This is a genomic window from Shewanella pealeana ATCC 700345 (assembly GCF_000018285.1).
Taxonomy (GTDB): Bacteria; Pseudomonadota; Gammaproteobacteria; order Enterobacterales; family Shewanellaceae; genus Shewanella; species Shewanella pealeana.
In genome coordinates this window covers 2,751,854-2,775,367 of sequence record NC_009901.1, presented here as the reverse complement: position 1 = coordinate 2,775,367, position 23,514 = coordinate 2,751,854, and the positions used below count along the sequence as shown (strand labels likewise).

Annotated in this window: 19 protein-coding genes and 8 tRNA genes; 23 read left to right on the top strand and 4 right to left on the bottom strand. The window is 42.4% G+C overall.

Going from position 1 to position 23,514, the window contains the following annotated elements:
- Positions 1-358: 358 nt before the first annotated feature.
- Both SPEA_RS12065 and SPEA_RS12060 read left to right on the top strand, forming a co-directional pair.
- Complete coding sequence (locus tag SPEA_RS12065; protein ID WP_012155526.1) at positions 359-1,216, top strand: phospholipase A; 858 nt, start codon at positions 359-361, stop codon at positions 1,214-1,216.
- Positions 1,217-1,269: 53 nt separating this feature from the next.
- Positions 1,270-1,920, top strand: coding sequence for a CatB-related O-acetyltransferase (locus tag SPEA_RS12060; protein WP_012155525.1), 651 nt, complete (start codon positions 1,270-1,272; stop codon positions 1,918-1,920).
- A gap of 132 nt (positions 1,921-2,052) precedes the next feature.
- Here the strand turns inward: SPEA_RS12060 and SPEA_RS12055 are convergent, their stop codons facing one another.
- Together SPEA_RS12055 and SPEA_RS12050 are read right to left on the bottom strand one after the other, a co-directional pair.
- Complete coding sequence (locus SPEA_RS12055; protein ID WP_012155524.1) at positions 2,053-3,663, bottom strand: ABC-F family ATPase; 1,611 nt, start codon at positions 3,661-3,663, stop codon at positions 2,053-2,055.
- 319 nt (positions 3,664-3,982) lie between these two features.
- Entirely contained in the window at positions 3,983-4,972 is a 990-nt protein-coding gene (locus tag SPEA_RS12050; RefSeq protein WP_012155523.1) for a LacI family DNA-binding transcriptional regulator, read from the bottom strand.
- 331 nt (positions 4,973-5,303) lie between these two features.
- Here SPEA_RS12050 and SPEA_RS12045 point away from each other — a divergent pair, with 331 nt between their 5' ends.
- The 5 genes from SPEA_RS12045 to SPEA_RS12025 all read left to right on the top strand — a co-directional run bounded on the left by SPEA_RS12045 (position 5,304) and on the right by SPEA_RS12025 (position 11,458).
- On the top strand, positions 5,304-6,338 hold the full coding sequence (locus tag SPEA_RS12045) for an NAD(P)-dependent alcohol dehydrogenase (protein WP_012155522.1): 1,035 nt from the start codon (positions 5,304-5,306) through the stop codon (positions 6,336-6,338).
- Between the two features lie 3 nt (positions 6,339-6,341).
- The gene (xylB, locus tag SPEA_RS12040) at positions 6,342-7,859 is read left to right on the top strand and encodes a xylulokinase (RefSeq protein WP_012155521.1); all 1,518 of its coding nucleotides are present in this window, start codon (positions 6,342-6,344) and stop codon (positions 7,857-7,859) included.
- A complete protein-coding gene (locus tag SPEA_RS12035; protein ID WP_012155520.1) occupies positions 7,852-9,336 on the top strand; it encodes a sugar ABC transporter ATP-binding protein in 1,485 nt (494 codons plus the stop codon). The genes xylB and SPEA_RS12035 overlap by 8 nt, the downstream gene beginning before the upstream one ends.
- Positions 9,337-9,346: 10 nt before the next feature.
- Positions 9,347-10,384, top strand: a complete 1,038-nt coding sequence (locus SPEA_RS12030) for an ABC transporter permease (RefSeq protein ID WP_012155519.1) — start codon at positions 9,347-9,349, stop codon at positions 10,382-10,384.
- Between the two features lie 63 nt (positions 10,385-10,447).
- The gene (locus tag SPEA_RS12025; protein ID WP_223296498.1) at positions 10,448-11,458 is read left to right on the top strand and encodes a substrate-binding domain-containing protein; all 1,011 of its coding nucleotides are present in this window, start codon (positions 10,448-10,450) and stop codon (positions 11,456-11,458) included.
- Between the two features lie 35 nt (positions 11,459-11,493).
- On the opposite strand, the gene SPEA_RS12020 is transcribed toward SPEA_RS12025, so the two are convergent.
- The gene (locus SPEA_RS12020) at positions 11,494-12,018 is read right to left on the bottom strand and encodes a D-lyxose/D-mannose family sugar isomerase (protein ID WP_012155517.1); all 525 of its coding nucleotides are present in this window, start codon (positions 12,016-12,018) and stop codon (positions 11,494-11,496) included.
- Between the two features lie 414 nt (positions 12,019-12,432).
- Between SPEA_RS12020 and SPEA_RS12015 the strand changes: the two genes are divergently transcribed.
- The 12 genes from SPEA_RS12015 (at position 12,433) to SPEA_RS11960 (ending at position 17,913) form a co-directional block, all read left to right on the top strand.
- On the top strand, positions 12,433-12,930 hold the full coding sequence (locus SPEA_RS12015; RefSeq protein ID WP_012155516.1) for a VF530 family protein: 498 nt from the start codon (positions 12,433-12,435) through the stop codon (positions 12,928-12,930).
- A 394-nt stretch (positions 12,931-13,324) separates the two neighbouring features.
- Positions 13,325-14,539 (top strand): MFS transporter, encoded by a 1,215-nt coding sequence (locus tag SPEA_RS12005; RefSeq protein ID WP_012155515.1) that lies wholly within the window; start codon positions 13,325-13,327, stop codon positions 14,537-14,539.
- A 353-nt stretch (positions 14,540-14,892) separates the two neighbouring features.
- Positions 14,893-14,969 (top strand) — tRNA-Met (locus SPEA_RS12000).
- A gap of 13 nt (positions 14,970-14,982) precedes the next feature.
- Positions 14,983-15,059: transfer RNA gene (locus tag SPEA_RS11995), tRNA-Val, on the top strand.
- Positions 15,060-15,094: 35 nt separating this feature from the next.
- A tRNA-Met gene (locus tag SPEA_RS11990) sits at positions 15,095-15,171 on the top strand.
- Positions 15,172-15,173: 2 nt separating this feature from the next.
- Positions 15,174-15,250 (top strand) — tRNA-Val (locus tag SPEA_RS11985).
- Positions 15,251-15,295: 45 nt separating this feature from the next.
- Positions 15,296-15,372, top strand: a tRNA-Met gene (locus tag SPEA_RS11980).
- 189 nt (positions 15,373-15,561) lie between these two features.
- Positions 15,562-15,638: transfer RNA gene (locus tag SPEA_RS11975), tRNA-Met, on the top strand.
- Between the two features lie 128 nt (positions 15,639-15,766).
- Positions 15,767-15,872 (top strand) — tRNA-His (locus SPEA_RS23100).
- A gap of 128 nt (positions 15,873-16,000) precedes the next feature.
- Positions 16,001-16,106 (top strand) — tRNA-His (locus SPEA_RS23095).
- 192 nt (positions 16,107-16,298) lie between these two features.
- The gene (locus SPEA_RS11965; protein WP_012155514.1) at positions 16,299-16,574 is read left to right on the top strand and encodes a histidine phosphatase family protein; all 276 of its coding nucleotides are present in this window, start codon (positions 16,299-16,301) and stop codon (positions 16,572-16,574) included.
- Positions 16,575-16,902: 328 nt separating this feature from the next.
- Positions 16,903-17,913: an alpha/beta hydrolase family protein gene (locus SPEA_RS11960; RefSeq protein WP_012155513.1), complete on the top strand. Its 1,011-nt coding sequence runs from the start codon at positions 16,903-16,905 to the stop codon at positions 17,911-17,913.
- A 351-nt stretch (positions 17,914-18,264) separates the two neighbouring features.
- On the opposite strand, the gene SPEA_RS11950 is transcribed toward SPEA_RS11960, so the two are convergent.
- Positions 18,265-20,193, bottom strand: a complete 1,929-nt coding sequence (locus SPEA_RS11950) for a B12-binding domain-containing radical SAM protein (protein ID WP_012155512.1) — start codon at positions 20,191-20,193, stop codon at positions 18,265-18,267.
- 519 nt (positions 20,194-20,712) lie between these two features.
- Here SPEA_RS11950 and SPEA_RS11945 point away from each other — a divergent pair.
- The 4 genes from SPEA_RS11945 to SPEA_RS11930 all read left to right on the top strand — a co-directional run bounded on the left by SPEA_RS11945 (position 20,713) and on the right by SPEA_RS11930 (position 23,105).
- Positions 20,713-20,943 (top strand): hypothetical protein, encoded by a 231-nt coding sequence (locus SPEA_RS11945; RefSeq protein WP_150102225.1) that lies wholly within the window; start codon positions 20,713-20,715, stop codon positions 20,941-20,943.
- Between the two features lie 112 nt (positions 20,944-21,055).
- Entirely contained in the window at positions 21,056-21,997 is a 942-nt protein-coding gene (locus SPEA_RS11940) for a hypothetical protein (RefSeq protein WP_012155511.1), read from the top strand.
- A gap of 113 nt (positions 21,998-22,110) precedes the next feature.
- The gene (locus SPEA_RS11935) at positions 22,111-22,536 is read left to right on the top strand and encodes a GNAT family N-acetyltransferase (protein ID WP_012155510.1); all 426 of its coding nucleotides are present in this window, start codon (positions 22,111-22,113) and stop codon (positions 22,534-22,536) included.
- A gap of 128 nt (positions 22,537-22,664) precedes the next feature.
- Positions 22,665-23,105 carry a hypothetical protein gene (locus SPEA_RS11930; RefSeq protein WP_012155509.1) on the top strand — a complete coding sequence of 147 codons (441 nt, stop codon included), beginning with the start codon at positions 22,665-22,667 and terminating at the stop codon, positions 23,103-23,105.
- The last annotated feature ends 409 nt before the right edge of the window (positions 23,106-23,514 follow it).

Genomic DNA, 23,514 nt, shown 5'->3' with positions numbered 1-23,514 from the left:
CTCATTACTCAGGGGCCTGTATGGGCTCCTTTTTACTGACTTTCAAAACAGGTGATACCGGATAGTTGTTGCGAAGAAGGAATGGCAACCTAGCCTTATACAACAGACGCTATTCGAAATAGATACTTTTGAAGCCAGGCTTCAATTTTAACTTACTAAAAAGGCTAAGCTACAGACAATTTACGACATTAAAAACGGAAACGGTAGCTTAGTCTTTGGTTTTTAAGGCGAAGATTAGCGATGAAAGGTGTAAAATCAAAATAAATCCAATATATTAGAATATTGAGACGAACATCTGGAAAATGATAAGTGCAATTGTTGATGAAGTTCGTCGTTATTTAATAGGGAGATAAGTAACTTGAAGCATAAAACCAATATTAAAACCTATGTCATTTTACTAGCAAGCTTACTGGCTGCAGGTTCACTCCAGGCAAAAGAGCAAGCCACTATTAGTAATGATATCACAGGGGTTGCAGGGTTAACTCCAGCTGATGATCTTTATAAGTTAACGGTGTTTGACAACAACTTCATTTTACCGATTTACCAAACGCAATCAGCAAATCAAGCTTACTACGCTCCCCAAAACCCAAATAATGAGAACATTAGTAACACCAATCTGCAGTTTCAATTTAGTCTTAAATATGGCATCGCGAACAATCTCTTCACTGACAATGATGGCTTTTACATCGCTTACAGCCAAATATCTAATTGGCAGGCTTACGACAAGTCGGCCTACTTTCGAGATTCACAATATCAGCCGCAAGTGTTTTGGTTCTGGCAACACGGGAAGGCCGATGATACTTGGCGAAGTACTAGCCTAGGTTTCGAGCACCAATCAAATGGCAAAGGTGGCATTTATGAGCGAAGTTGGAACCGCGTTTATTTGGAGTTTTCATTGGCATATAAGGATATTGAAATCAGTATAAAGCCTTGGCTAAGAGCTGACTTTTCAAGTACGGATTATAACCCTGATATTGAAGACTATATGGGCTATGGCACAGTCAAAGGTGATTGGTATTTTGGTGATCATCAAGTGAGCTTAACCCTAAGAAACCTTGTAGAAAGTGGTTTTTCTAAAGGCTATGAAGAGTTGAGTTGGCGCTTTCCAATATATAAAGGCTTAAGAGGCTATCTAAAGCTGCAAAGTGGCTACGGGATGACCATTTCTGATTATAATCATTTTGATAATGCAGTAGGCATTGGTATTGCGCTTTAAGATTAAATGATTATTGAATCACATTTACTATATTAGAACTTTCAAGGTTAAAAATGAACGAGTTTACCAGTTGGCTTGATTCTAAAAAGCTCAAACAGCAAGTCGTTAACCCAAATATCGAAGTAGGGGAGTACTCTTACTATTCAGGTTTTTATCACGGCAAATCTTTTGAAGATCAAGCTGTGCGTTACCTGCTCGGTGATGGCTCGACCATAGATGTGTGGGAGGCGGGAGTATTTGGTGAAGTCGATAAGCTGATTATCGGTAAGTTCTGCTCCATCGCCTCTGGCGCGTGTTTTATGTTGGCGGGCAATCAGGGCCATCGTTTGGATTGGATCTCCACCTATCCATTTTCCGAAGAAACATTTGGTGATGGGGTAAAGAGTGGCTTCGAGCGTGCGGGCAATACGGTTATCGGCAACGATGTATGGATTGGATCTGAGGCGATGATTATGCCTGGGGTGAGCATAGGTGACGGCGCAGTGATTGGCGCACGAGCGGTGATCTCCAAAGATGTAGCGCCATACACAGTCGTTGTTGGCAGCAATAAACTTGTGAAGCAACGTTTCGATAGTGATTCGGTTTCTAAGCTTTTACAGATGAAATGGTGGGATTGGCCGCTAGATAAGCTTAAAGGCGCGATGCCATTGATGTGTAGCGCAGATATTGAAGCTTTATATCAATACCACCTTGAGCATAAATAGACTTTAACCGAGAAAAGTGAAGGTTAAATCTTGACTCTAATGGTTTACATAAAAAATGGCGCTAATCAAAAGATTAGCGCCATTTTTATGGATTAACCCAGCATGCCTGATGGCGTGCAGGGAAATAATCAATTAGGCTCTTTTACTTGCTTCATTTTCAGCCTGACTTGCCATGTACTCATTAAAGGTACCCTGGAAGTTAACCAGCTTCTTGTCTTTAACATCGATAATACGAGTTGCCAAAGATGAAACAAACTCACGATCGTGGCTAACGAAAATCAGCGTACCTTCATACACTTTAAGCGCATTGTTTAATGCTTCAATCGCTTCCATGTCCATGTGGTTAGTTGGCTCGTCCATTACCAGCACGTTGATGTCCATCATCATTAACTTGCCAAATAATAGGCGGTTTTTCTCACCACCAGAACAGTTGCGCGCTTTCTTGTTGATGTCGTCTTCAGTAAATAGTAGACGGCCTAGCATGCCACGTACCATTAGGTCGTTATGCTTAGGAAGGCGCCATTGTGACATCCAATCAAATAGGCTTAGATCATTATCAAAGTCTTTGCTGCTATCCTGCGGGCAGTAGCCGATTGAAGCATTCTCAGACCACTTGATTACGCCATGGTTGTTTTGTAATTCATTCACCAAACAACGTAAGAAGGTTGATTTACCGACACCGTTCTCGCCAATAACAGCTAGTTTAGCGCCAGCTTCAAGGATCAACTCTCCGCCTTCAAATAGGGTTTCGCCGTCAAAACCATGACCGACGTTTTCAAGAATAAGCGCCTGGCGGTGCATCTTCTTACCATCATCGAAACGGAGTGACGGTGTCATACGGCTTGATGATTTAACTTCATCTAGGCTGATTTTTTCAAGCTTCTTAGCACGAGAGCTAGCTTGCTTCGCTTTAGACGCGTTAGCACCGAAACGGTTAACGAAGTCTTGAAGTTCGGTCATTTCAGCACTTTTCTTGGCGTTACCCGCAAGCAATTGCTCTTGAATAAGTGAAGACGCTTCCATGAAGTACTCGTAGTTACCTGGGTAAATACGTAGCTCGCCGTAATCGATATCGGCCATATGAGTACAAACAGTGTTCAAGAAGTGTCTATCATGCGAAATGATGATCATGGTGCACTTACGTTTGTTTAGCTCTTCAGCCAACCAGTTAATGGTGTGAATATCCAAGTTGTTGGTTGGTTCGTCCAGTAGCAAGATATCTGGATTTGAGAACAATGCCTGTGCTAATAGCACGCGCAATTTAAAACCTGGCGCAACTTGGCTCATTAGGCCGAAATGAAACTCTTCTTCGATACCCGCTTCAAGTAGGATTTCACCGGCACGGCTTTCAGCGCTGTAACCGTCCATTTCAGCAAACTCACTTTCAAGCTCGCCCACTTTCATACCGTCTTCTTCACTCATTTCTGGCAGTGAATAGATGCGCTCACGTTCTTGCTTGATTTCCCACAGTTTAGCATCGCCTTGAATTACCGCGTCGATAACGCTGAATTCTTCAAATGCGAATTGGTTCTGGCTCAAAGTACCGACTTTTTGACCTGGGGTAATTGAAACGTTACCTGAGGTCGGTGCAAGCTCGCCACTGAGGATCTTCATAAAGGTGGATTTACCACAACCATTTGCGCCGATTAAGCCGTAGCGATTGCCGTTACCGAACTTAGCGGAAATGTTTTCGAATAATGGCTCTGGGCCAAACTGCATCGTAATATTTGCGGTAGAAATCAAAAGAGTATCCTGAGTGATTAATATAAAGTGAAAGCCAAAGACGCTAACAGGTTAGGGTGACTAATCCTGCTTGAGAGGCAAAACAGCCGCGGATTATACAGAGGTCAGTGCTTAGATGTCGAGCAATCATGCGATGAATGGCGGGTTATTTATATGATTGCGTTTGTTTTCATCGCGATTGAAGATTATCTATGCCCCTACTGGCTCAATAATGAGCTTTTCAGGGCCATAGGTTTAATCAGCAGATTTAATCTGGAGGTTCAAACAGCAGGTTTATATCGATGTTGATTGAGATTCAAATACAGTACGGATAAGGGACTTACTTAACTACCGTGCCTCTAATGATGATATCAGACAGTTTGTCGCACTGCTCAGACTCAATGGCCCGGATTAACTGCGTCACGGCATGGTAGCCAAACTCTTCAACGTCATGCCTGATACAGGGGATGGAGATGCCAAAGTGTTTTGCGGTGGTGATTTCATCGATACTATAGAAATGAATATCCGCTCCAAGTTGATAGTGATGTGAAACACTGGCCTCAAGCGCACCTAAGGTGATCTGGTTGTTTAAACCAATAATGGCATCGGGTTTATGCTGTGATAGGTAATCTTGCACTAATTCCTTTGCCAATTGGGTATTAAAGTCCGCCTTGATCACATCGATAATCGTATTTGAATGTGTCTCTTCCGCTGCCATCTTAAGGCCTGCTAATCGTGAATTGGCCACTTTAGAGTTGGCTGAGCCGGATACGATTAACACCCGTTGGTAATTGTTTAATAACACTTCTTTGCCAAGCTTGTAGCCTGAATCGACATTATCTAAATACACTCCGCAAATATGTGGCGCCTCGATATGTCTGTCGAGCAATACCACTGGGACGTGTAACTTCTCTAAGGTTGAAAAGTAAGCGGGAGTATAGTTTTCATCTTCTGAAATAACGGCAATGATGATCCCGTCGATATTGTAACTAATTAGCGTATTGACTGCGTTTTGCTCTATTTTTTGCGATTCATCTGAGGTGAAGAATAGGCAGTTATAACCTGTTTTATTGGCACTACGAATGATGGACTTTACCGCACTGGCAAAAAACGGGTTGATAATTGTCGGAACAATAACCCCTATGGTGTTTGATCGAGACTTAAGCCCTTTTGCCATTAGGTTGGGTATATAGCCAAGCTCTTGCGCTATTTTCTGGATCTTTTCACAGGTATCAGCTTTGACCTTTTCAGGCGTTGATAACGCTCTACTGACGGTAATCGAGGATACACCAGCCATCTTGGCAATATCTGATAGCTTAACTTTTTTCATGCTCTTTAGTTCCCGCGTCATTTACCGTTCTCTTCATTTAGGTAGAGGCAATATCCGCGTATTACTTCCTAGTCCTAGATTTACTCAAGCCAATGTTATGTATTTTCTTGTCAAAATAACAGAAATTAAATGTTATCGATAACATTTAATTGATTTAAGTGTAATGCTGCTTGTGAATTGTTTTATTTTAAGAAAACAGTTATTTATAAGGGCGGTGCTGGAGGTGCTGATTTTTGTGAGTTTTAGCGCAAAAGCTTTTCAAGTAAAAGATTATCTTAAATGAAAGTGTTAATGACATCGATAACATTGTTTTGATAAAGGGAACCATTACATGAAAGCTTTGGTACTAGAAAAAGTAAATGAACTTGCCTTAAAAGAGGTAATGACGCCTACAGAAGTCGGTGCAAATGATGTAAAAATTAAAATTCAAGCCGTTGGTATATGTGGCTCAGACGTTCATTACCTTTCTCATGGCCGTATAGGACATTTTGTCGTTGAAAAACCAATGATCCTCGGCCATGAAGCGGCAGGTATCGTCACCGCGGTAGGTAGCAATGTTAAGCACCTTAAAGAGGGGGACCGAGTCTGTATGGAGCCGGGCATACCTCAGCCACAGTCAGCAGAGACTATGGAGGGGATCTATAACCTAGATCCGGATGTGCAGTTTTGGGCTACGCCTCCTTACGACGGTTGCTGCTCTGAGTTTGTGGTACACCCTGCGGCTTTCACCTTTAAAATCCCTCAGCATATGAGCTATGCAGAAGGTGCCATGGTTGAGCCTTTAGCTATCGGCATGCAGGCTGCGACTAAAGCCGAAATTAAACCGGGCGATATTGGCCTAGTTTACGGCGCGGGTACAATTGGCGTTATGTGCGCACTATCAGCGTTGGCGAGTGGCTGCGCTGAAGTCATCGTTGTCGACGTCGTCAATGAAAAGTTAGCTACGGTTAATGACTATGAAGGCATTACCGTGGTTAACAGCTTGACCCAAGATGTGGCTGAGGTGGTTGCGGCTAAAACTGGCGGCCGTGGCGTCAATGTGGTGTTTGAATGTTGCGGCGTTGAAGCGGTGATTACCCGTATCTGCCAGCACGTTGCAGCAAATGGCACAGTCGTTTTAGTGGGAATGCCTGTAGAGCCTGTTAAATTCGATATCGTTGCGGCTCAGGTTAAAGAAATCACGTTCAAGACCATCTTCCGTTACGCCAATATGTACCCTAAAACCATCAACCTTATCGCTTCAGGCAAGTTAAACGTCAAGCCGTTGATCAGCAAGACCTATAAGTTTGAAGATTCACTAAAGGCCTATGCTAGAGCACTTGAAGCGAACCCTTCAGATGTAAAGATCATGATAGAGATGGAGTAAGCGATGAATATTGTCGCGGGTGTCGATTGTGGCACACAGGGCACTAAGGTCATTCTGGTTGATTTAGGCACATCTCGTGTGTTGGCTGAATGTTCTGCTCCCCATGAGTTGATCTCTGAGTCAAACGGTCGTCGTGAGCAGCAGCCAAGTTGGTGGATTGATGCCTTAGTGACAGCTTTCGAGCAGGCGGTATCGACGGCTAATGTCGATCCTAAAATGATTAAAGCCATCGGGGTGTCGGGTCAGCAACACGGGCTTGTTGCCTTAGACAGCCAAGGTGAAGTCATTCGTCCAGCCAAACTTTGGTGTGACACGGAAACAGCGCCAGAGAATGCACAGCTGTTGCAAATGCTAGGTGGCGAACAGGCGTGTATAGACAGGTTAGGCCTTAGGGTTGAAACCGGTTACACGGCCTCGAAGATCCTGTGGATGAAGCAACATGAGCCTGAAAACTTTGCCAAGATTGCCCATATTCTACTGCCACATGATTACTTGAATTTCTGGCTAACGGGCGAGTACTGCGCCGACTTTGGCGATGCCTCTGGCACAGGTTTATTCGATGTGCGTAATCGTTGTTGGAATGAGCATGTTTGTGCTCTTATCGACCCAAGCGGCAATCTATTTAAGGCGTTACCCGAGCTTAATCGTGCTGAAAAAGCCACTGGCGTGGTGATTGGTCAGGCAAAAGAGCGCTTAGGCTTGAGTGATAACGTTGTGGTCTCCTCTGGCGGTGGCGATAACATGATGGGCGCAATCGGTACCGGTAACGTTAAAAACGGCATCATCACTATGTCGCTTGGCACCTCTGGCACCATATATACATTTTCTGATAAGCCAGTTGAGCTAAAGCATCCGAGTATTGCCAACTTCTGTTCGAGCTCAAATGGCTGGATGCCGCTTATCTGCACCATGAATGTCACGTCGGCAACGAGCTTGGTGCAAGACGTGCTCAAGATGAGTCTTGCTGAGTTTAACCACTCGATTGAGGCTTCTCAGATCGGCGCCGGTAATATCTCATTTCTTCAGTTCTTTAATGGCGAGCGGGTGCCTGCACTTCCTGATGGCAAAGCCTCTATCCATGGTTTAGATGCTGCCAACTTCACACGCGACAACTTAGTGCGCTCTGTGGTTGAGGGCGCAACCTTTGGCCTTAAATACGGTTTGGAACTGCTACGTGGTGCAGGGATTAATATCGAGCAAATTCGGTTAATTGGCGGTGGGGCGAAGTCTGCTCATTGGCGTCAAATGATTGCCGATACCATGAACTGCGAAGTGATCTGCCCAGAAGTTGAAGAGGCGGCCGCGCTTGGGGCGGCGATTCAGGCGAGCTGGGCGTTAAAAGGAAGGATGGACAACGAGATCATTGAGCAGTTAATTGCGCTTAATGAAGAGAGTCGTACTCAGCCTAATTGCAACAACGTTGCACAGTATCAAGTCGCTTATGATCGCTATATCGATACGCTTTATAGCCAGTATCCACGGTTGGCAGAGGCGCAACTAACAGGGGGCTGTAATGAATAAGGCTCCTTTATTATCAGTCAATTCGGTTAAAAAGTCCTTTGGTGAGGTTAAAGCCCTTAAGCATATTAATTTCACCCTGAATGCTGGCGAAATCCATGCTTTATGTGGTGGTAATGGCGCAGGCAAGAGCACTTTTCTAAGTATTGTGATGGGCTTTTTGCAGCCAGATGAAGGCAGCATCATGGTCAATGGCAAGCCTAGAGTGTTTGCTAATGCTAAAGAGGCCATAGAAGCGGGGATCACTATTGTTCAGCAAGAGCTGAGTATGATCCCCAATCTAACCGTTGCTGAAAACATCTACTTAGGCCAGGAACCACGTAATCGTTTTGGTATTGTGGATTTTAAAACACTCAACCAAAGAGCGCAGGCCCTTATGGATGAGCTGGAATTTGATATTCCAGTCAATGCCATGCTGCATACGCTGTGTGTTGCCCATCAGCAGTTGGTTGAAATTGCTAAGGCGTTATCTCACTCCAATGCCAATATCGTGTTTCTAGACGAGCCGACCTCAGCCATAGGCGAAGAGGATTCGAAGAAGCTATTTAAGGCGATTAAGTCACTTGCCGCTAAGGGGAAGGGCATCGTCTATGTTTCACATCGGTTGTCTGAAATTTTTGAACATTGCACAAATTACACGGTATTTCGAGATGGAACTTATATCAGTGAAGGTTTGATCGGTGACGTTACTCGAGAGCAACTGATTGAACAGATCATTGGCGGTCAGATTAATGAAGAGTTCTCTAAATTTAACCAGCCAAGCGAACAAGTGTTGTTAGAAGTTAAAAATTTAACATCAAAAAAATTCAACGATATTTCGTTTAAGGTCAGGAATGGCGAGATTTTAGGGATCTATGGCTTAGTGGGCTCGGGTCGCTCTGAAGTGCTGAACGCCATCTTCGGTGTTGACGAGTTCGAATCAGGCTCAATCTGCTTTAATGATAAAGAGTTTACAAAACTCCAACCAAGACAGGCGATTAAGTCTGGCATGGCCTATGTGACTGAAGATAGAAAATCATCAGGTTTAGTGCTGACTAGCTCTGTTGGTGAAAACATTTCCATCTCTTCATTAGAGCAATGCTCCTCTTCATTTGTTGTGAATGAAAAGCAAGAGAGTAATCGGATTGAGTCGATGATCGAGCTATTCAAGATTAAGACACCCAACAAAGAGCAAATCGTAGGCAACCTTTCTGGTGGTAACCAACAGAAGGTGGTTTTAGGCCGATGGTCTTTGACCAATCCACAACTTCTTATGCTCGATGAACCTACCCGAGGTATTGATGTAGGCGCTAAAAAAGAGATCTACAAATACATGTCTGAACAAGCTCTGCAAGGAAAAGGGATCATCATGGTGTCTTCTGAGTTACCAGAAATTATCGGCATGAGTGACCGCATTATTGTGTTTAAAAATGGTGAGCTTGTCAGTGAACTGTCACAGGCAGAAGCCAGCCAACAACTGTTATTAAGTATTGCTTCTTAGGATATAAAAAATGAATACATCTGTTGCTACAGATAAGAGTCTGAGATTACCTATTACTCGACTAAAACCGATTTTACACAAATACGGTATCGTGTTGGCGTTTCTGTTTATTTGCGCCACCATCGCCGTATTAGGCGAGATCTGTATCCACAATGGCATGTGGGATAGTAACTATTTTCTTACTCAAGGAAATCTGCTGTCTGTTTTACGTCAGGTCTCTATTAACGGCATTTTAGCCGTGGGTATGACCTTCGTGATTATTGTGGCTGGGGTCGACCTCTCGGTGGGGTCGGTGCTGGCGCTCGCCGGTATTGTTTCAGCACGCTTTGTGACAAATTCATCCAACATGCTGATTGGTGGTTTTGATTCGCCTATCTTACTGCCGCTAATGGTGGCTATCTGTATCGGTGCTATTTGTGGCTTTTTGAACGGTTACATTATTTCAAAATTCCGTCTGCAAGCCTTTATCGTGACCATGGGTATGCTGTCAGTAGCCCGAGGCATGACCATGTTGACGACTGATGGTAATCCGGTTTCGTCGCTGGATCGCGGCTTTCGTGCACTAGGTAATAGCTACACTTTTGGCATCCCAACACCTGTGGTGATTTTTGCCGTCATCTTCGTTGCTGCTTGGTTCTTACTTAATAAGACAGTTTTCGGTCGCTATGTATTTGCGGTGGGCGGTAATGAAAAGTCGGCTCAGACCTCTGGCATCGACGTACATAAGGTTAAAGTTGCTGTTTACACCCTGTGTGGCGTGATGGCGGCAATTGCGGGTTTGATCTTGACTGCACGTACAGGCTCGGCGCAAACCAGTGCGGGCTTTGGCTATGAGCTTGACGCTATTGCCGCTGTGGTCATTGGCGGCACCTCAATGGCTGGTGGACTCGGTACGCTTACCGGCACTTTGTTTGGGGTACTGATTATCGGGGTGATGAATAACGGTTTAGATCTACTCGGCGTTCAGTCTTACTACCAACAAATTATCAAAGGCTTACTCATTGTTGCGGCAGTGATGTTAGACCCTTCTAGAAAGCAGTCACGTTAGAAGCAATCTCTTTAAAAGTGGTCTCTTTAAAAAGAGCAGAGTTAAAAATAAAAAGAAAAAGGTATGATTAAAATGAAAAAAACCATTATCTCTACATTACTCGGTAGCACATTAGCGTTATCTTCTGGGGCGGCATTTGCTAAAGATGACATTAAAATAGCGGTGTTAATGTACGGTATGAAGGCTGAATTTGTGCAACTTATGCAGCAAGCAGCCTACGACCACCCGTTAGTAAAATCGGGTGAAGTTAAGATCACTATGTATGATGGTCGCTATGACGCGTTAGTGCAAAATAACCAGGCTGAAACGGCTATTCGTACCAACCATGACGCAATCATCATTAACCCGATGGATTTCGATGCCAATATTGATGTTGTGGATATGGCTAACGACGCTGGTATTCCCGTTATCGTTACCAATGCGCGTTTAAATACCGATCAAATGACCGCTGAAGTGGTTTCTGACGACGTTGAAGGTGGTTACTTAGAAGCTAAGTTTATAATGGAACAAATTGGCTGTAAGGGTAATGTGGTTATTCTTGAAGGACCAAAGGGTGGCTCTGGTGAGATCCAGCGTGGTCAGGGTAATGAAAAAGCCATCGCTGAATGTCCAGAAGGAGCGGTTAAGGTACTTGAGCGTAAGACGGCTAACTGGTCTCGCGCCGAAGGTATGACCTTGATGGAAAACTGGTTAATGAAGCATCAGGGTAAAATCAGTGGTGTGATTGGTCAAAATGATGAAATGGCACTCGGTGCAATTGAAGCGATTGAAGGCACAGGTGACTCAGTTGATAACTATGTTATTGCCGGTATTGACGGCGTAACCGATGCTTTGCATGCAGTAAAAAGTGATAAAATGACTTCTATTCTGCAAGACGCAAATGGCCAGATGCAAGGCTCTATCGATGTGGCATTACGTCATATTATCGGTGAGCAGTACAAGCCGACATCTAAGGTATGGCAGCAATATGCAGATCAATTAAATTGGAATAATGGCCTGTCTAAACGCTATGACATTCCTTGGACTGTGGTTAATCAGCAGAACGTTGATAAACTGCTTGAAGTGCGTAAGTAGCACTTGTGCAACGGGCGTAGGTTTTCTACGCCCACTTATAAACTGAGTCGACTTGATCGGTTAATTGCTTTATTAGTAAATAGATCCGCGTCATCGTTTGAAGTCGTTGAAAACTCAGAAACGACAGCTCCTTCACTATGAGCCTTAAACCAATGCTTAGAATTGGGAGCTAAGGTTAACTGTTCGCCTCTCTCTAATATCACCTCGTGAAACACTGTGTAATTTTCGGTGTCTTTTGGTAGATCTACTGTAGGTTTTTGGGTGACACTTCCTTCAATAAAGACGCTCACTTTTCCAAATCGACAGCGAAAGGTCTCTTCTTTACCTTGTTGTGTTCCAATACTTGGGTGAACATGCTCAGGGCAGATCTGGTGCGGTAGCATGATGAGCTCTTTAGCGCAGCATCGCTCTGTATTGATATAGGTATGAACGATTAATCCGGCGTGATTAAAGTTATTCAAACCAAAATCTGTAATCTCAATATTTTCAATCTCGTGCTTAGTGAGAAAAATTCCTGAAAGGTTTACAAGCTGTTTGATCTGTTCACGGATGTTAACCATAGCTCACTCTCTTAACTTGGTGTTGGCCATTTGGGGGTAAGATAATATGGCTGCAAGCTAATTTAAATATGTCGTTGATAACTATGAAGGCTAGGTCACACCCATGTTTGCTTCCGTTCACAATTGTCGCCCAGATTGACCCTTTTGGCTTTATCTTGTTTATGTAATTGGCTATCAAGGGCTTAGCGTAGATGAGTGTGATTGGACTTTTTTACAAAGATTTTTTGGCTAGGCTGGCTTAGTTTTGGTAAATAAATGATCTTCTAGAACGATTTTCGTGGGTGATAAAGGCATTTTCTTGTTATTATTAAGTCATAGTTATGACCAGCGTTATGGTTGGTCTTTAGTATCGATTAAATAGTTATCATTTTTCGGTGCTTACGCTTTATATTATCTGCGATATTTGGACGCCTCATGATTGAACATCAACAGAACAACCCGCTTCACGGCTTAAAACTTGAAACAATGCTAACTGAGCTTGTGAAGTTCTATGACTATAAAGTACTTTATGCAGCCCTTAAATTGGCATGCTTTAATTTAAATCCGAATATGGAATCGTGCATTAAGTTTTTGAAAAAGACTGATTGGGCGAGGGAACGCGTAGAAGCATTTTACCTATATCGTTTTAAGCGCATGCCAAAAGGCAACGAAGCACAAATGGAGCTAAAGCCGCGAGAACGTGGTTATGCCGACGGTATTGTGCCGCGCAAACCTGAAAAGTTAACCGTGGAGCTTGTCGCAGAAATGCGCGCAAAGGCCATGGAAAACTATAAGGAAATGAAGAAAAATGGTCCGCGATCAGGCTTTAGTAAAGGTAAGGCAAGAGCGCAAGATTCTTACAAGCAAAATCGCAGCAGTGGCGCAAAACGACCAGCGGCGTCACAAGATCCAACTAACCCTTGGGGTAAGTGATATCTTTGTTGTGCCTTGATTAACTAGGCGAACATTTGGTTGAAAGAATAGAACGGGCATTTCAGTATTGAATGCCCGTTTTTTATTAGTGATAGTTAACTCTAGTTTCAAACATGCATTCTATGCATAGTATTGTTTCTAATTATTCATTTGTGTCATGTTTCACGTCGCTGTAGGATGCGCGTCTTCTTTTCTCAGCCTCAAATCTAATGCGTTCTCAAACTCTATTCGCGCAGCTGCTGCGCATGACATCCTTACTCCTATTAACGCTGACACTAGTCCATTACTGTAAGCCTTTACTGAATGCATTTGCTATGAATGCAACAGATGGCGGCTGTCATCAAATGCCTAAGTCGATACCAGAATCCGCTAATGCCAATAACGGAGGCCCGTTATGAGTATATTTCGTTTTCCTGCTCTGGTTTGGTTAGGGATCGGTATTCTTATCATTAGCCTTGGGATCCGCCAGTCATTTGGGATCTTTATGATGCCTATCTCGATGAGCTTTGATGTTGGACGAGAATTCTTCAGTTTTGCGATTGCCTTGCAAAACCTCCTCTTTGGTGTGTTTCAGCCATTTGTTGGGATGGCTGCCGATCGCTTTGGCTCGAAGAGAGTCATTATGCTTGGCGCTATAGCATATGGCTTAGGTCTGCTGCTCACCTCAATATCAACGTCGACAGAAATGTTTTATGTGTCTATTAGTATGTTGATTGGTTTGGGATTAAGTGCAACCAGCTATGTGGTTGTACTTGGCGCTGTCGCAAAAGTAGTTCCGGCGGAGCATACAGCGAAGGCATTTGGTTTGACCACGGCCGCAGGCTCTTTTGGTATGTTCGCGGTGATCCCTGGCGCCCAAAGTTTACTAACCGAGTTTGACTGGCAAACAGCACTACAGGTGTTCGCACTGCTTTGTTGTTTTATGTTCGCTTTCGCTTCTTTTATGAAAACGGTTAAGCCAAGTGAAACTAGCTCTGAGCAATTGGATGATCAAACATTAACAGAGGCGCTTAAGCAGGCTTGTACTAATCGCAATTACTGGCTTATACATTTGGGCTTCTTTGTATGTGGTTTTCATGTAATGTTTATTGCTACTCATTTACCCAGTTATCTATCTGATAAGCATTTGGATAGCTCTACGGCAGCATTAGCATTGGCATACGTAGGTATTTTTAATATCTTTGGCTCGTATTTTTGGGGCGTAATGGGTGATAAGTTTAACAAACGCTATGTGATGTCAGCTTTATACTTAATTAGAACCGTGGTGATAGCAGCTTTCGTGACTTTACCTGTTACTAATCATACCGCGGCTATTTTTGGTGCAGCTATTGGTTTTTGTTGGCTAGGTACAGTACCACTGACTTCTGGTCTAGTTAGACAGATCTTTGGTGCGCGCTATTTATCGACTTTATATGGTTTAGTGTTTTTTACTCACCAGATAGGAAGCTTTCTCGGCGCCTGGGTTGGTGGTCGTATTTATGACTATTACGGTAGTTATGAACCGATATGGTGGAGTACCGTGGTTTTAGCCTTTGTAGCGGCTTTACTACACTTACCGATTGATGACAGGCCTATTATTTCAAAACCTGTCCCAGCATTGAGCCGATAGGGTTCAGCAATGAATTTAAAAGAGCCACTAATAAAAGTGGCTCTTTTGCTTACTGGTGATCGAGTAACATTTATAGCTAGCCTTAAAACTGACATCTGAATAGGGGAGTTATTGATAGAAGTGCTAACAAATGCCTTTGAAGGCTATTTAAATGAGCAAAAAATTGGCTAATATCATTCTGCTTTGTAATTGTTTTACTTAAAAATTGCTTTAAACGCTTAAACACCGCTCAAGTTGGCCATCAAATCACCGCTTGGCAACTATTTGTGTTTTTTTGCTTGCAACAATCACGCTATCGCCATACTATAGCGCTCGTTCCAAGGCAACTGCCAAACGAACAGCAAGAACACAGTCGCGGGATGGAGCAGTTTGGTAGCTCGTCGGGCTCATAACCCGAAGGTCGTTGGTTCAAATCCAGCTCCCGCAACCAGTTCTTGAACGATACAACCGTAGCTCAGTTGGTTAGAGCACTACCTTGACATGGTAGGGGTCGGTGGTTCGAATCCACTCGGTTGTACCAATTCTTTATAGAAGAATCAAAAGTCTATTAACAGTCGCGGGATGGAGCAGTTTGGTAGCTCGTCGGGCTCATAACCCGAAGGTCGTTGGTTCAAATCCAGCTCCCGCAACCAATACAACCGTAGCTCAGTTGGTTAGAGCACTACCTTGACATGGTAGGGGTCGGTGGTTCGAATCCACTCGGTTGTACCAATTCTTTTATAGCAGAATCAAAACAGTTATTAGCGTCAAATCGGACGCGGGATGGAGCAGTTTGGTAGCTCGTCGGGCTCATAACCCGAAGGTCGTTGGTTCAAATCCAGCTCCCGCAACCACTTCCTTATAATGAAGTAAAACGAATAAATATTACGGACGCGGGATGGAGCAGTATAAAAGCTACTCGGACTCAACTCTTTATAAAAGCTAGGCGAAGGTCGTTGCCAGTTCATTTATAGGAAGTAATCCAGTTTTCGCAACCAATTCATTTATAGCAGAATCAAAACAGTTATTAGCGTCAAATCGGACGCGGGATGGAGCAGTTTGGTAGCTCGTCGGGCTCATAACCCGAAGGTCGTTGGTTCAAATCCAGCTCCCGCAACCAATTCTTTATTTAAAGAATGATGTGATATGTAGGCCAGCGAAAGCTGGTTTTTTTTTGCCTGAAATTTATGGACTGGGCATATTGCCTTTAAACAGTGATTTAGAACCGATGGTGAAAGATAAATAAGACGCGGGATGGAGCAGTTTGGTAGCTCGTCGGGCTCAACTCTTTATGAAAGGCTGGCGAAGGTCGTTGCTACTTCTGTTATTGAAAGTAATCCAGCTCCCGCAACCAATTCTTTATTTAAAGAATGATGTGATATGTAGGCCAGCGAAAGCTGGTTTTTTTGTGCCTGAAATTTATGGACTGGGCATATTGCCTTTAAACAGTGATTTAGAACCGATGGTGAAAGATAAATAAGACGCGGGATGGAGCAGTTTGCTAGCTCGTCGGGCTCAACTCTTTATGAAAGGCTGGCGAAGGTCGTTGCTACTTCTGTTATCGAAAGTAATCCAGCTCCCGCAACCAATTCTTTTATAGAAGAATAAAGTTTATATGTAGGCCAGCGAAAGCTGGTTTTTTTGTATCTGAGATTTGATGTTTCGGATCTTTAATGGATCAATTTCTGATAAATACTGGGATGGAGTCGTTTGCTAGTTAGTCGGGCTCAACTATATATAGAGCTGTGCTCATAGAATATAGTGCCAAGGTCGTTGCCAATTGTTTTATGAAAAATTATCCAGTGGTAAGCCCCTTGGCCGTTTCAGTGCAAATCATATCGCCATCAAACATGCCGAGTCTGCAACGCCGGTATTAGGAAGAGTAGAGCGCTTCTTTGCCAGTATTGAGTCACTCGGCATCAATACCTTAGTGGTCATTGGTCATGGAGAGTGGCTACGGGTTTTACAAAATGTTGCCAGTGGGGTGGCCCTTGGTCGGAACAGCAAAAAATTCCCGCAAACTGTGAGTATTTTGAGTTTGCTCTGTAATGGCTAATACACTTAGTGTGAGCGCTTAGCTTATCCGCCATTTTGGAGGCCTAAGCTTAATGTATTTATTACTAATTAAATTTAGCTTGATGGTATCTCAACTGATAAATTTCTAACCACAACCACAACCACAACCACAACCACAACCACAACCACATTTAGCGTTACATATAGAACGGTTAGTCATCAATTTTTTCATTTTATCCAATCAAAAGGCTTATTGCTAACCTGTGTTGTCTGTGGCAAGTTTCTAAAACTCTTCGAAAAAATTTTTGCGGCTTTGTTTAAATAATATCGTATCAATACCAACCTTTAATCACCGACATGGAGTTCATGTGACCAAAAATCTGTTAATCATCCTTTTAGTTATTTTTTCATTTAGTTCTCAAGCAACCAATTTGATCAATGATGAACGCGTTACTGAGCAAAAAAACTGTTTTACTTGGATTTTCACTGATTATGATTCATGGCGTAATGGCATGGAGAAAAAATTTAAAAGGAAAATAAACTCTGAGGAAAAGCTTAAACAAACTTTAGCTCGTTTTGATTCGCGCTTTGGTAAGGAAAAGTTTGATCTTTATAAGACTAATTTATCCTGCTCTACTTTTGAATACCTTGTAGATGGCAATGTCGTAAAGGGCTATATCATAAAGCCAAAAGTATCTACAGAGAAGTTGCCAGTACTGATTTATAATCGTGGCGGTAACGGCAACTTTGGTGGTGTTGTTTTCGGCTCAATGATGAATAACTTGTTTCCTATTGCTAACGAAGGATTTGTGATTATTGGTAGCCAATATCGTGGGACTTTTAATAGTCAGTCAACTGCCCATGATGAATTTGGAGGAAGTGATATCAATGATGTCATCGCCTTAATGGATTTCATCCCTAGTATTGAAGGAGCTGATGCGCAACGTATTGGCATGTACGGCGCAAGTCGTGGTGGAATGCAAACTCATTTAGCAGTGAAAAAAGTCAATAATATAAAAGCCATAGCAACTATTTCAAGTAATTCCGATCTGCAAAAAGGGCTAACTTACCGCCCTGAAATGGAAAAAGTATATTTGCACCGAATTCCAAACTACGAGCAGAATAAAGTCGCAGAACTACAAAAACGGTCGGTATTAAACTGGGTCAGTGAATTATCTCCCACCATGCCTATCTTACTTATACACGGTACTAATGATAAACGCGTCTCTGTTAAGCACTCAATGGACCTCGCCGACGCGTTATCAACCAACAACATACCTCATAAGCTAGTGATATATCCTGAAGATAATCATTTCTTGGATAAGAATAAAGAAACAGCTGAAAAAGAACTGGTTAATTGGTTTAAAGACTATCTATAACAAGTCACTGAAATGCATATACTCAGAATGGAGTCGACATGAAAAAAAATGCTTTATCAAAATCCAGCCATTATTTTATTGGATCGATGATTATGCTTTTAGCCTTAATTTATAATCTAATCGAGAAAGATCTGCTAGGGAGTTCCAGTTTTTTCTTGTTATCGGTGATATTTTTATTTTTAGGTGTTATTAACAGTAGGCCATCAAAAGCGAAAGAATAATCTTGCTTAAGTATTATACCAATCAGTATAAACAAAAGGCCACTTTCTTAGATGAAAGTGGCCTTGCTTTAGATTAGAACGACTATAGGCTAAAACGCATTAGCAACTAGCTGTTTAAGATATGCAGTGGTTAATCTGTTTCAATCAGATTGTTAATCGCTTTTGAGATCAAATCTTTTTTCATCTGAGTACGCGTTACGCTCTGGTTAAACCAAAAGCTCATCGGCTGCTCAAAGCCAATGCCGTGCATATAGTTGTAAATTGCTTTACGCAGGCCTTCACCTAGCATTTCATGATCTGTACCGGTTGGATCGGTAAAGTCGACATCATTTTCAGCAAACAAGATCTCTGGCCGCTCGGCAAGGGTGATGCCAAACTGCTCAGGATTGATCCCAATAGGGCTGTGGATAGTGGCCACAAAACGGTGCCAGTAGGCAGACTGGAAACAACCTTGTTGCATCATCTGACGCACCATTTCTAGTGAATCGACCGTCTCTTGCTCGGTTTGCGTTGGGAAACCATACATCAAATAGGCGTGAACCAAGATGCCTGCATCGCTAAAAGCCTTGGTGACTTGAGCTACTCGCTCAACACTGACACCTTTTTTCATTAGTTTAAGCAGACGATCTGATGCGACCTCAAGCCCGCCGCTTACTGCGATACAGCCTGAATCTGCTAACAACTGACAGCGCGCACGGCTAAATGTTCTCTCAAAACGAATATTGCCCCACCAGCTGATCACCACTTTGCGCTCAATTAAGCGTTTTGCTAGTGCAAACAAAAGCTTTGGAGGTAGCGCCTCATCGACGAAATGAAAACCTGTCTCGCCAGTTTCTTCAATGAGCTGCTCGATTCTATCCACTAAAACATCGGCTCCGGCGGCATCAAAGCGGTCGATATAATCTAGGCTGACATCGCAGAAGCTACATTTACGCCAGTAACAGCCATGGGCAATAGTGAGCTTATTCCAGCGTCCATCACTCCAAATGCGATGCATTGGGTTGAGCATTTCACAAAGTGACAAATATTCACCCAATGGCAGGCCATCGTATATAGGTGCACCTACATCTGTTTGCGGGATATCGTGTAGCTCGGCATTGTCATTGAAGTGTACGTAAGGCTCGCCGTTCTCATCTTCTGCAAGGAAATAGGTTCGTACTAAGTCATCGACTTCACGTTGCCCTTGGAAATATTCAAGCAGGGTGATAAAAGGTCGCTCGCCGTCATCGAGACAGATAAAGTCAACAAACTCAAACACTCGAGGATCTTTCAGCGCGCGTAGCTCGGTGTTAATAAAGCCGCCGCCCATAACAATAGGGATCTCAGGGTTGATGGCTTTACAAGTTTGCGCGATACGCAGCGCGCCGAGCATATTGCCAGGGAAGGGCACGGTTAACGCGACCACGCTCGGCTGGGTTTCTTCTAGATACTGCTCGACTAATTGTTCCAAAATTTCTGAGCTGAAACTCGGCTCATCCATCAAGGTATCGTAGAGGTTGTCAAAGCTTGGATTCGCAGCCGCAAGTTTCTCGCCATAACGGCTGACTTCAAAATAGGGATCAACCCCTTGAGTGATGACGCTAGACAGATCGTTAATAAACAATGTGGCTAGATACTTAGCTTTATCTTGTACGCCTAGATTACCAAAGGCCGCTTGCAACACATCGCCAGATACCGCTTCCATTTGAGCTATCGCATCAAACGCAGGGCCTTCAGGTAAAAAACGGCGAGAGTTAATACGCACCGCAAGGCTTGGGTCTTTACCCTGTAAAAAGCGGATGGCAGGTTCTACCGCTAGATGGTAACGGTCAAACTCAGCTAAAAAGTTAAAGATAACATCAGGCAGTTCATCGTCTTCAAAGTGCTCGTAGTTTTCTTCCACATGCTGACGGATAACCTCCAGCGCTGGCGCAGTCATCATCTCTATGAAAAGCTCAATAGCAGGATCTCGCTGCACCGCCTCATAACCTCGAGAGCGTAAAAAACCCGTTAAATACGCCGTGGCCGGATAGGGCGTATTTAGCTGGGTCATGGGGGGAGTCATTAGAAGAACGGTCATAGCCTGCCTTTAAAATGTAAAACCTGAACACTCTGCTGAAAATTAATGATTCGAAACAGTGCCGTACATAACAGTGCCGTACATACAGAGTGTGGCAGCAAATATAGCCACCATAAAAATTGCAAAGGATTCTAACAAATGTACTCGATAAACGCCCGACAATTAGCTAATGACAGTTTTGTTATTTAGTCGACCTATTTTGGACTGACTTGGCTTTAGCTAGATTTAGTTTTGATACTGTAACCCCGCATACGCATATGTTCACGCACTTGCATAAGGAAAGGACTTTTGGTCGCGGTCATGATAAACACCTCTTGATGCTGTTTATTTATACAGTACCATCTACTTTGAACGATCAAGTATGAAAAACTTGCATGAATTATGCGCACTTTTACTTGAGGGGGAAGTATTTATCACTTAGTATCATGTGCTTAGCTTGATGTTGATTTAAATAATCGGTTTAATAAACGCGCATGCGCACTATACAAATGTTTTGTGTTTCTCAAACTAAGGATGGATATGTCAAATGTAATGGATACAGTTAAAATTAGAGATAATAAAAGCGACTTTAAACTCGCGATGGTTTTGGCATTTGTTTTAGTGGCCATTTCATTTTTTGCAGTAGGTTTTATTTATGCAAATGCACCTCAAACTGGAATGTTAGTTAAATTAATAGCTGTTTTTGGTAGTATAAATGCTTCTTTTGTTTATTACTTATATAAAAAATTCGACGGTGTATCAAACACATAACAAGGCACTCAAAAGGACAAGTGACAGTTGGTTGTTGCTCCATCGTCGCTATTCTAGCCAATAATCATTTGCCTCTTAGTGAGGCGTTAAGTGTTCTCAAGGAGGAGTCACCATGTTATTTGAGAAGTTAATTAAAAAAAGTGCAGTTTTGTTTCTTATATTAATAAGTAACGGTAGCTATGCAGAAAAAATTATTGAGGTTAAGGCTGAACCAAAAAAAGGCTTTTCCTTTCCGTTCTTATTAAAGATCCCAGCGAGTATCGACACAAATTACTTGGTGGTTGAAACGAACAATACTGGCGTTATTTCTGATGATTTTGATGTACATTACAAAAGCGCAAAAAAAGCTATAGTGGGAAATGCTGTAGGCCCATGGGTAGCAAAAAAGCTAAACTCACCAATACTTATTCCAATTTTTCCACGTCCAAAAACAGATTGGGAAATATATACTCATGCATTAGATCGAGATACGTTGTTAGTAAAATCAGGAGACTTAAAAAGGTTAGACCTACAATTACTAGCAATGATTTCTCAAGCCAAAAAGGAACTCACCAACCATTCTGTGAAAGTGCATGAAAAAGTAATTTTAACTGGTTTTTCTGCTTCTGGAAGTCTGGCTAACCGCTTTTCTATGTTACATCCTGATAGTCTTCAGTTAGTTGTTGCTGGTGGATTAAATGGGATTTTAATGTTACCTATAGATAATGTCTCTGATGAGGTTTTAGATTACCCTCTTGGTGTCAATGATTTTAAAAAGATTACAGGTACTGATTTTAACAAAACCCAATGGGCTTCCTTGCCTCAATTCTTATTCATGGGCGAAAACGACACTAATGACGCTGTTGAATATGATGATGCGTACTCAGATCTGGAAAGAAAAGTTATACACTCGACTTTAGGTGAAAAGATGCAACCTGACCGTTGGGCTAAATGCCAAGAAATATACAAAGAAAATAATGTAAATGTTGTTTTTAATACATATGAAAACATTGGGCATGGTACGAACTCAAACATTCACAATGAAATTCTTAATTTTATAAAAGAGAATATCTAACAAACCATTTCAGCAGGAAAAATAACAGTTGCCTTTGCTCCTGCGTCGCTATTCTAGCCAATAATCATTTGCCTCTGAATGGGGCGTCATAACTCACTAGCACGGATGCAGAAATGAACATCGAAGTAACAACCTCTCCTAATAAAAAAGATCTTGAAACTATAAGTAAAGGTATTCAGTCCTATAACCAAAAGTACATTTCAGACGATGTGGTTTTCGAACCTGATACTAAATTTGCTGCATTTGCTAAAGATGAAAATGGAAAAGTCGTTGGAGGTATAAGAGCGGTAGCTTTCTGGAATTATTGTATCCTCGAGCTGTTATGGTTATCTGACGAAACCAGAGGACAAGGCGTTGGAAGTAAATTAATGGATGCAGCGGAAAACTTTGCCAAAGAAAAAGGCTTTGGCTATATGCGTACAGAAACTCTTAGCTTTCAAGCAAAACCATTTTATGAGAAGCGTGGATACAAAGTTTTTGGTGAATTGCCTGATTATCCCAAAGGTCATGTAACATACTGTTTAGTGAAGGAGTTATAACAAGCAATTAAATTAGATTCACAACGCTGCCATGCCATTTGCGGTGTAAATCGCCCGCCAGAATTGGGTTTACTCATTAGCCAGGCGTTATATTTATTATTTAACTACGGAGTGCTGGTTAAATTTATATGTTTGAACCAGATTCTAATCAAACAATACACTTTGTATTTGAATTCAAGTCTGAATTAGCTCTTCGTGGCGGTTTTAGAAAGTTGCATGAGCGCGTTGAACATGCAGAATTTGAAGTTAGAATTCTTGACGGTGGGAAAAGATATTTACGTATTACGCGCGAACTTCCTCTCAATGAAGCAATCATTGAACAATCGAAAATTGACATTGCAGCCGACTTAAAACATTTTGGTGGTAAATTTGTTTCTGCAAAGGTGCGCAAGATCGCTTCAGGGGGAACGCTGAAGAACAAACCAATTAGCGTGTCTTCAAGATTATTACATTTGATTACTTCCGCGGGTGACAGTAGAACTTTTCGAAAATATAAAATGCCATATTTCTTTATGTTGATAGTTGTATTTCTGTTAATTGTTATTCAGGTTGTTACTAGCGAAATATAGCAAGCCCATCGAGTCACGCTATCAAATTTGTTTCAAAAGAAAACGGCGCAACAAATTGTGCCAGTATTATTCTCGGCTTATGAGGGCGTTATGTTTCTAAGGATGGAAAGTTTGAGTGAGTTTTTTAACTTAATTTGGCCATTACTCTGCCTTTCGTTGCTTCCTTTATCAGTCTGGTATTTGTTGGAGGCTAAAAGTGTTTTGAATCTCATCGAGCCCAATCACCCACTGGTTTGGCTTGAGCCGGGAAAGCTTCAACTTATCAAAAATAACACCATCAGCAATTCTTTTAAGTTTCTGGTACTTATACTAAAAGCAGACTACAGGTCGCTTAATGATGATAACCTCTCAAGCAAGGGTAACTTGCTAAGGTTTTTGTTAGTTGGCGGAAATTTGATAGTTTTTTTAC

Bases quoted from the DNA above. Each gene is read 5' to 3' on its own strand.
- SPEA_RS12020 (WP_012155517.1), bottom strand. From the start codon at position 12,018: ATGGTTAACATCCGTGAACAGATCAAACAGCTTGTAAACCTTTCAGGA.
- SPEA_RS12030 (WP_012155519.1), top strand. From the start codon at position 9,347: ATGAATACATCTGTTGCTACAGATAAGAGTCTGAGATTACCTATTACT.
- SPEA_RS12060 (WP_012155525.1), top strand. From the start codon at position 1,270: ATGAACGAGTTTACCAGTTGGCTTGATTCTAAAAAGCTCAAACAGCAA.
- SPEA_RS11930 (WP_012155509.1), top strand. From the start codon at position 22,665: ATGTTTGAACCAGATTCTAATCAAACAATACACTTTGTATTTGAATTC.
- SPEA_RS11945 (WP_150102225.1), top strand. From the start codon at position 20,713: ATGTCAAATGTAATGGATACAGTTAAAATTAGAGATAATAAAAGCGAC.
- xylB (WP_012155521.1), top strand. From the start codon at position 6,342: ATGAATATTGTCGCGGGTGTCGATTGTGGCACACAGGGCACTAAGGTC.
- SPEA_RS12015 (WP_012155516.1), top strand. From the start codon at position 12,433: ATGATTGAACATCAACAGAACAACCCGCTTCACGGCTTAAAACTTGAA.
- SPEA_RS11935 (WP_012155510.1), top strand. From the start codon at position 22,111: ATGAACATCGAAGTAACAACCTCTCCTAATAAAAAAGATCTTGAAACT.
- SPEA_RS12025 (WP_223296498.1), top strand. From the start codon at position 10,448: ATGATTAAAATGAAAAAAACCATTATCTCTACATTACTCGGTAGCACA.
- SPEA_RS12045 (WP_012155522.1), top strand. From the start codon at position 5,304: ATGAAAGCTTTGGTACTAGAAAAAGTAAATGAACTTGCCTTAAAAGAG.
- SPEA_RS12035 (WP_012155520.1), top strand. From the start codon at position 7,852: ATGAATAAGGCTCCTTTATTATCAGTCAATTCGGTTAAAAAGTCCTTT.
- SPEA_RS12050 (WP_012155523.1), bottom strand. From the start codon at position 4,972: ATGAAAAAAGTTAAGCTATCAGATATTGCCAAGATGGCTGGTGTATCC.
- SPEA_RS11950 (WP_012155512.1), bottom strand. From the start codon at position 20,193: ATGACCGTTCTTCTAATGACTCCCCCCATGACCCAGCTAAATACGCCC.
- SPEA_RS11940 (WP_012155511.1), top strand. From the start codon at position 21,056: ATGTTATTTGAGAAGTTAATTAAAAAAAGTGCAGTTTTGTTTCTTATA.
- SPEA_RS12005 (WP_012155515.1), top strand. From the start codon at position 13,325: ATGAGTATATTTCGTTTTCCTGCTCTGGTTTGGTTAGGGATCGGTATT.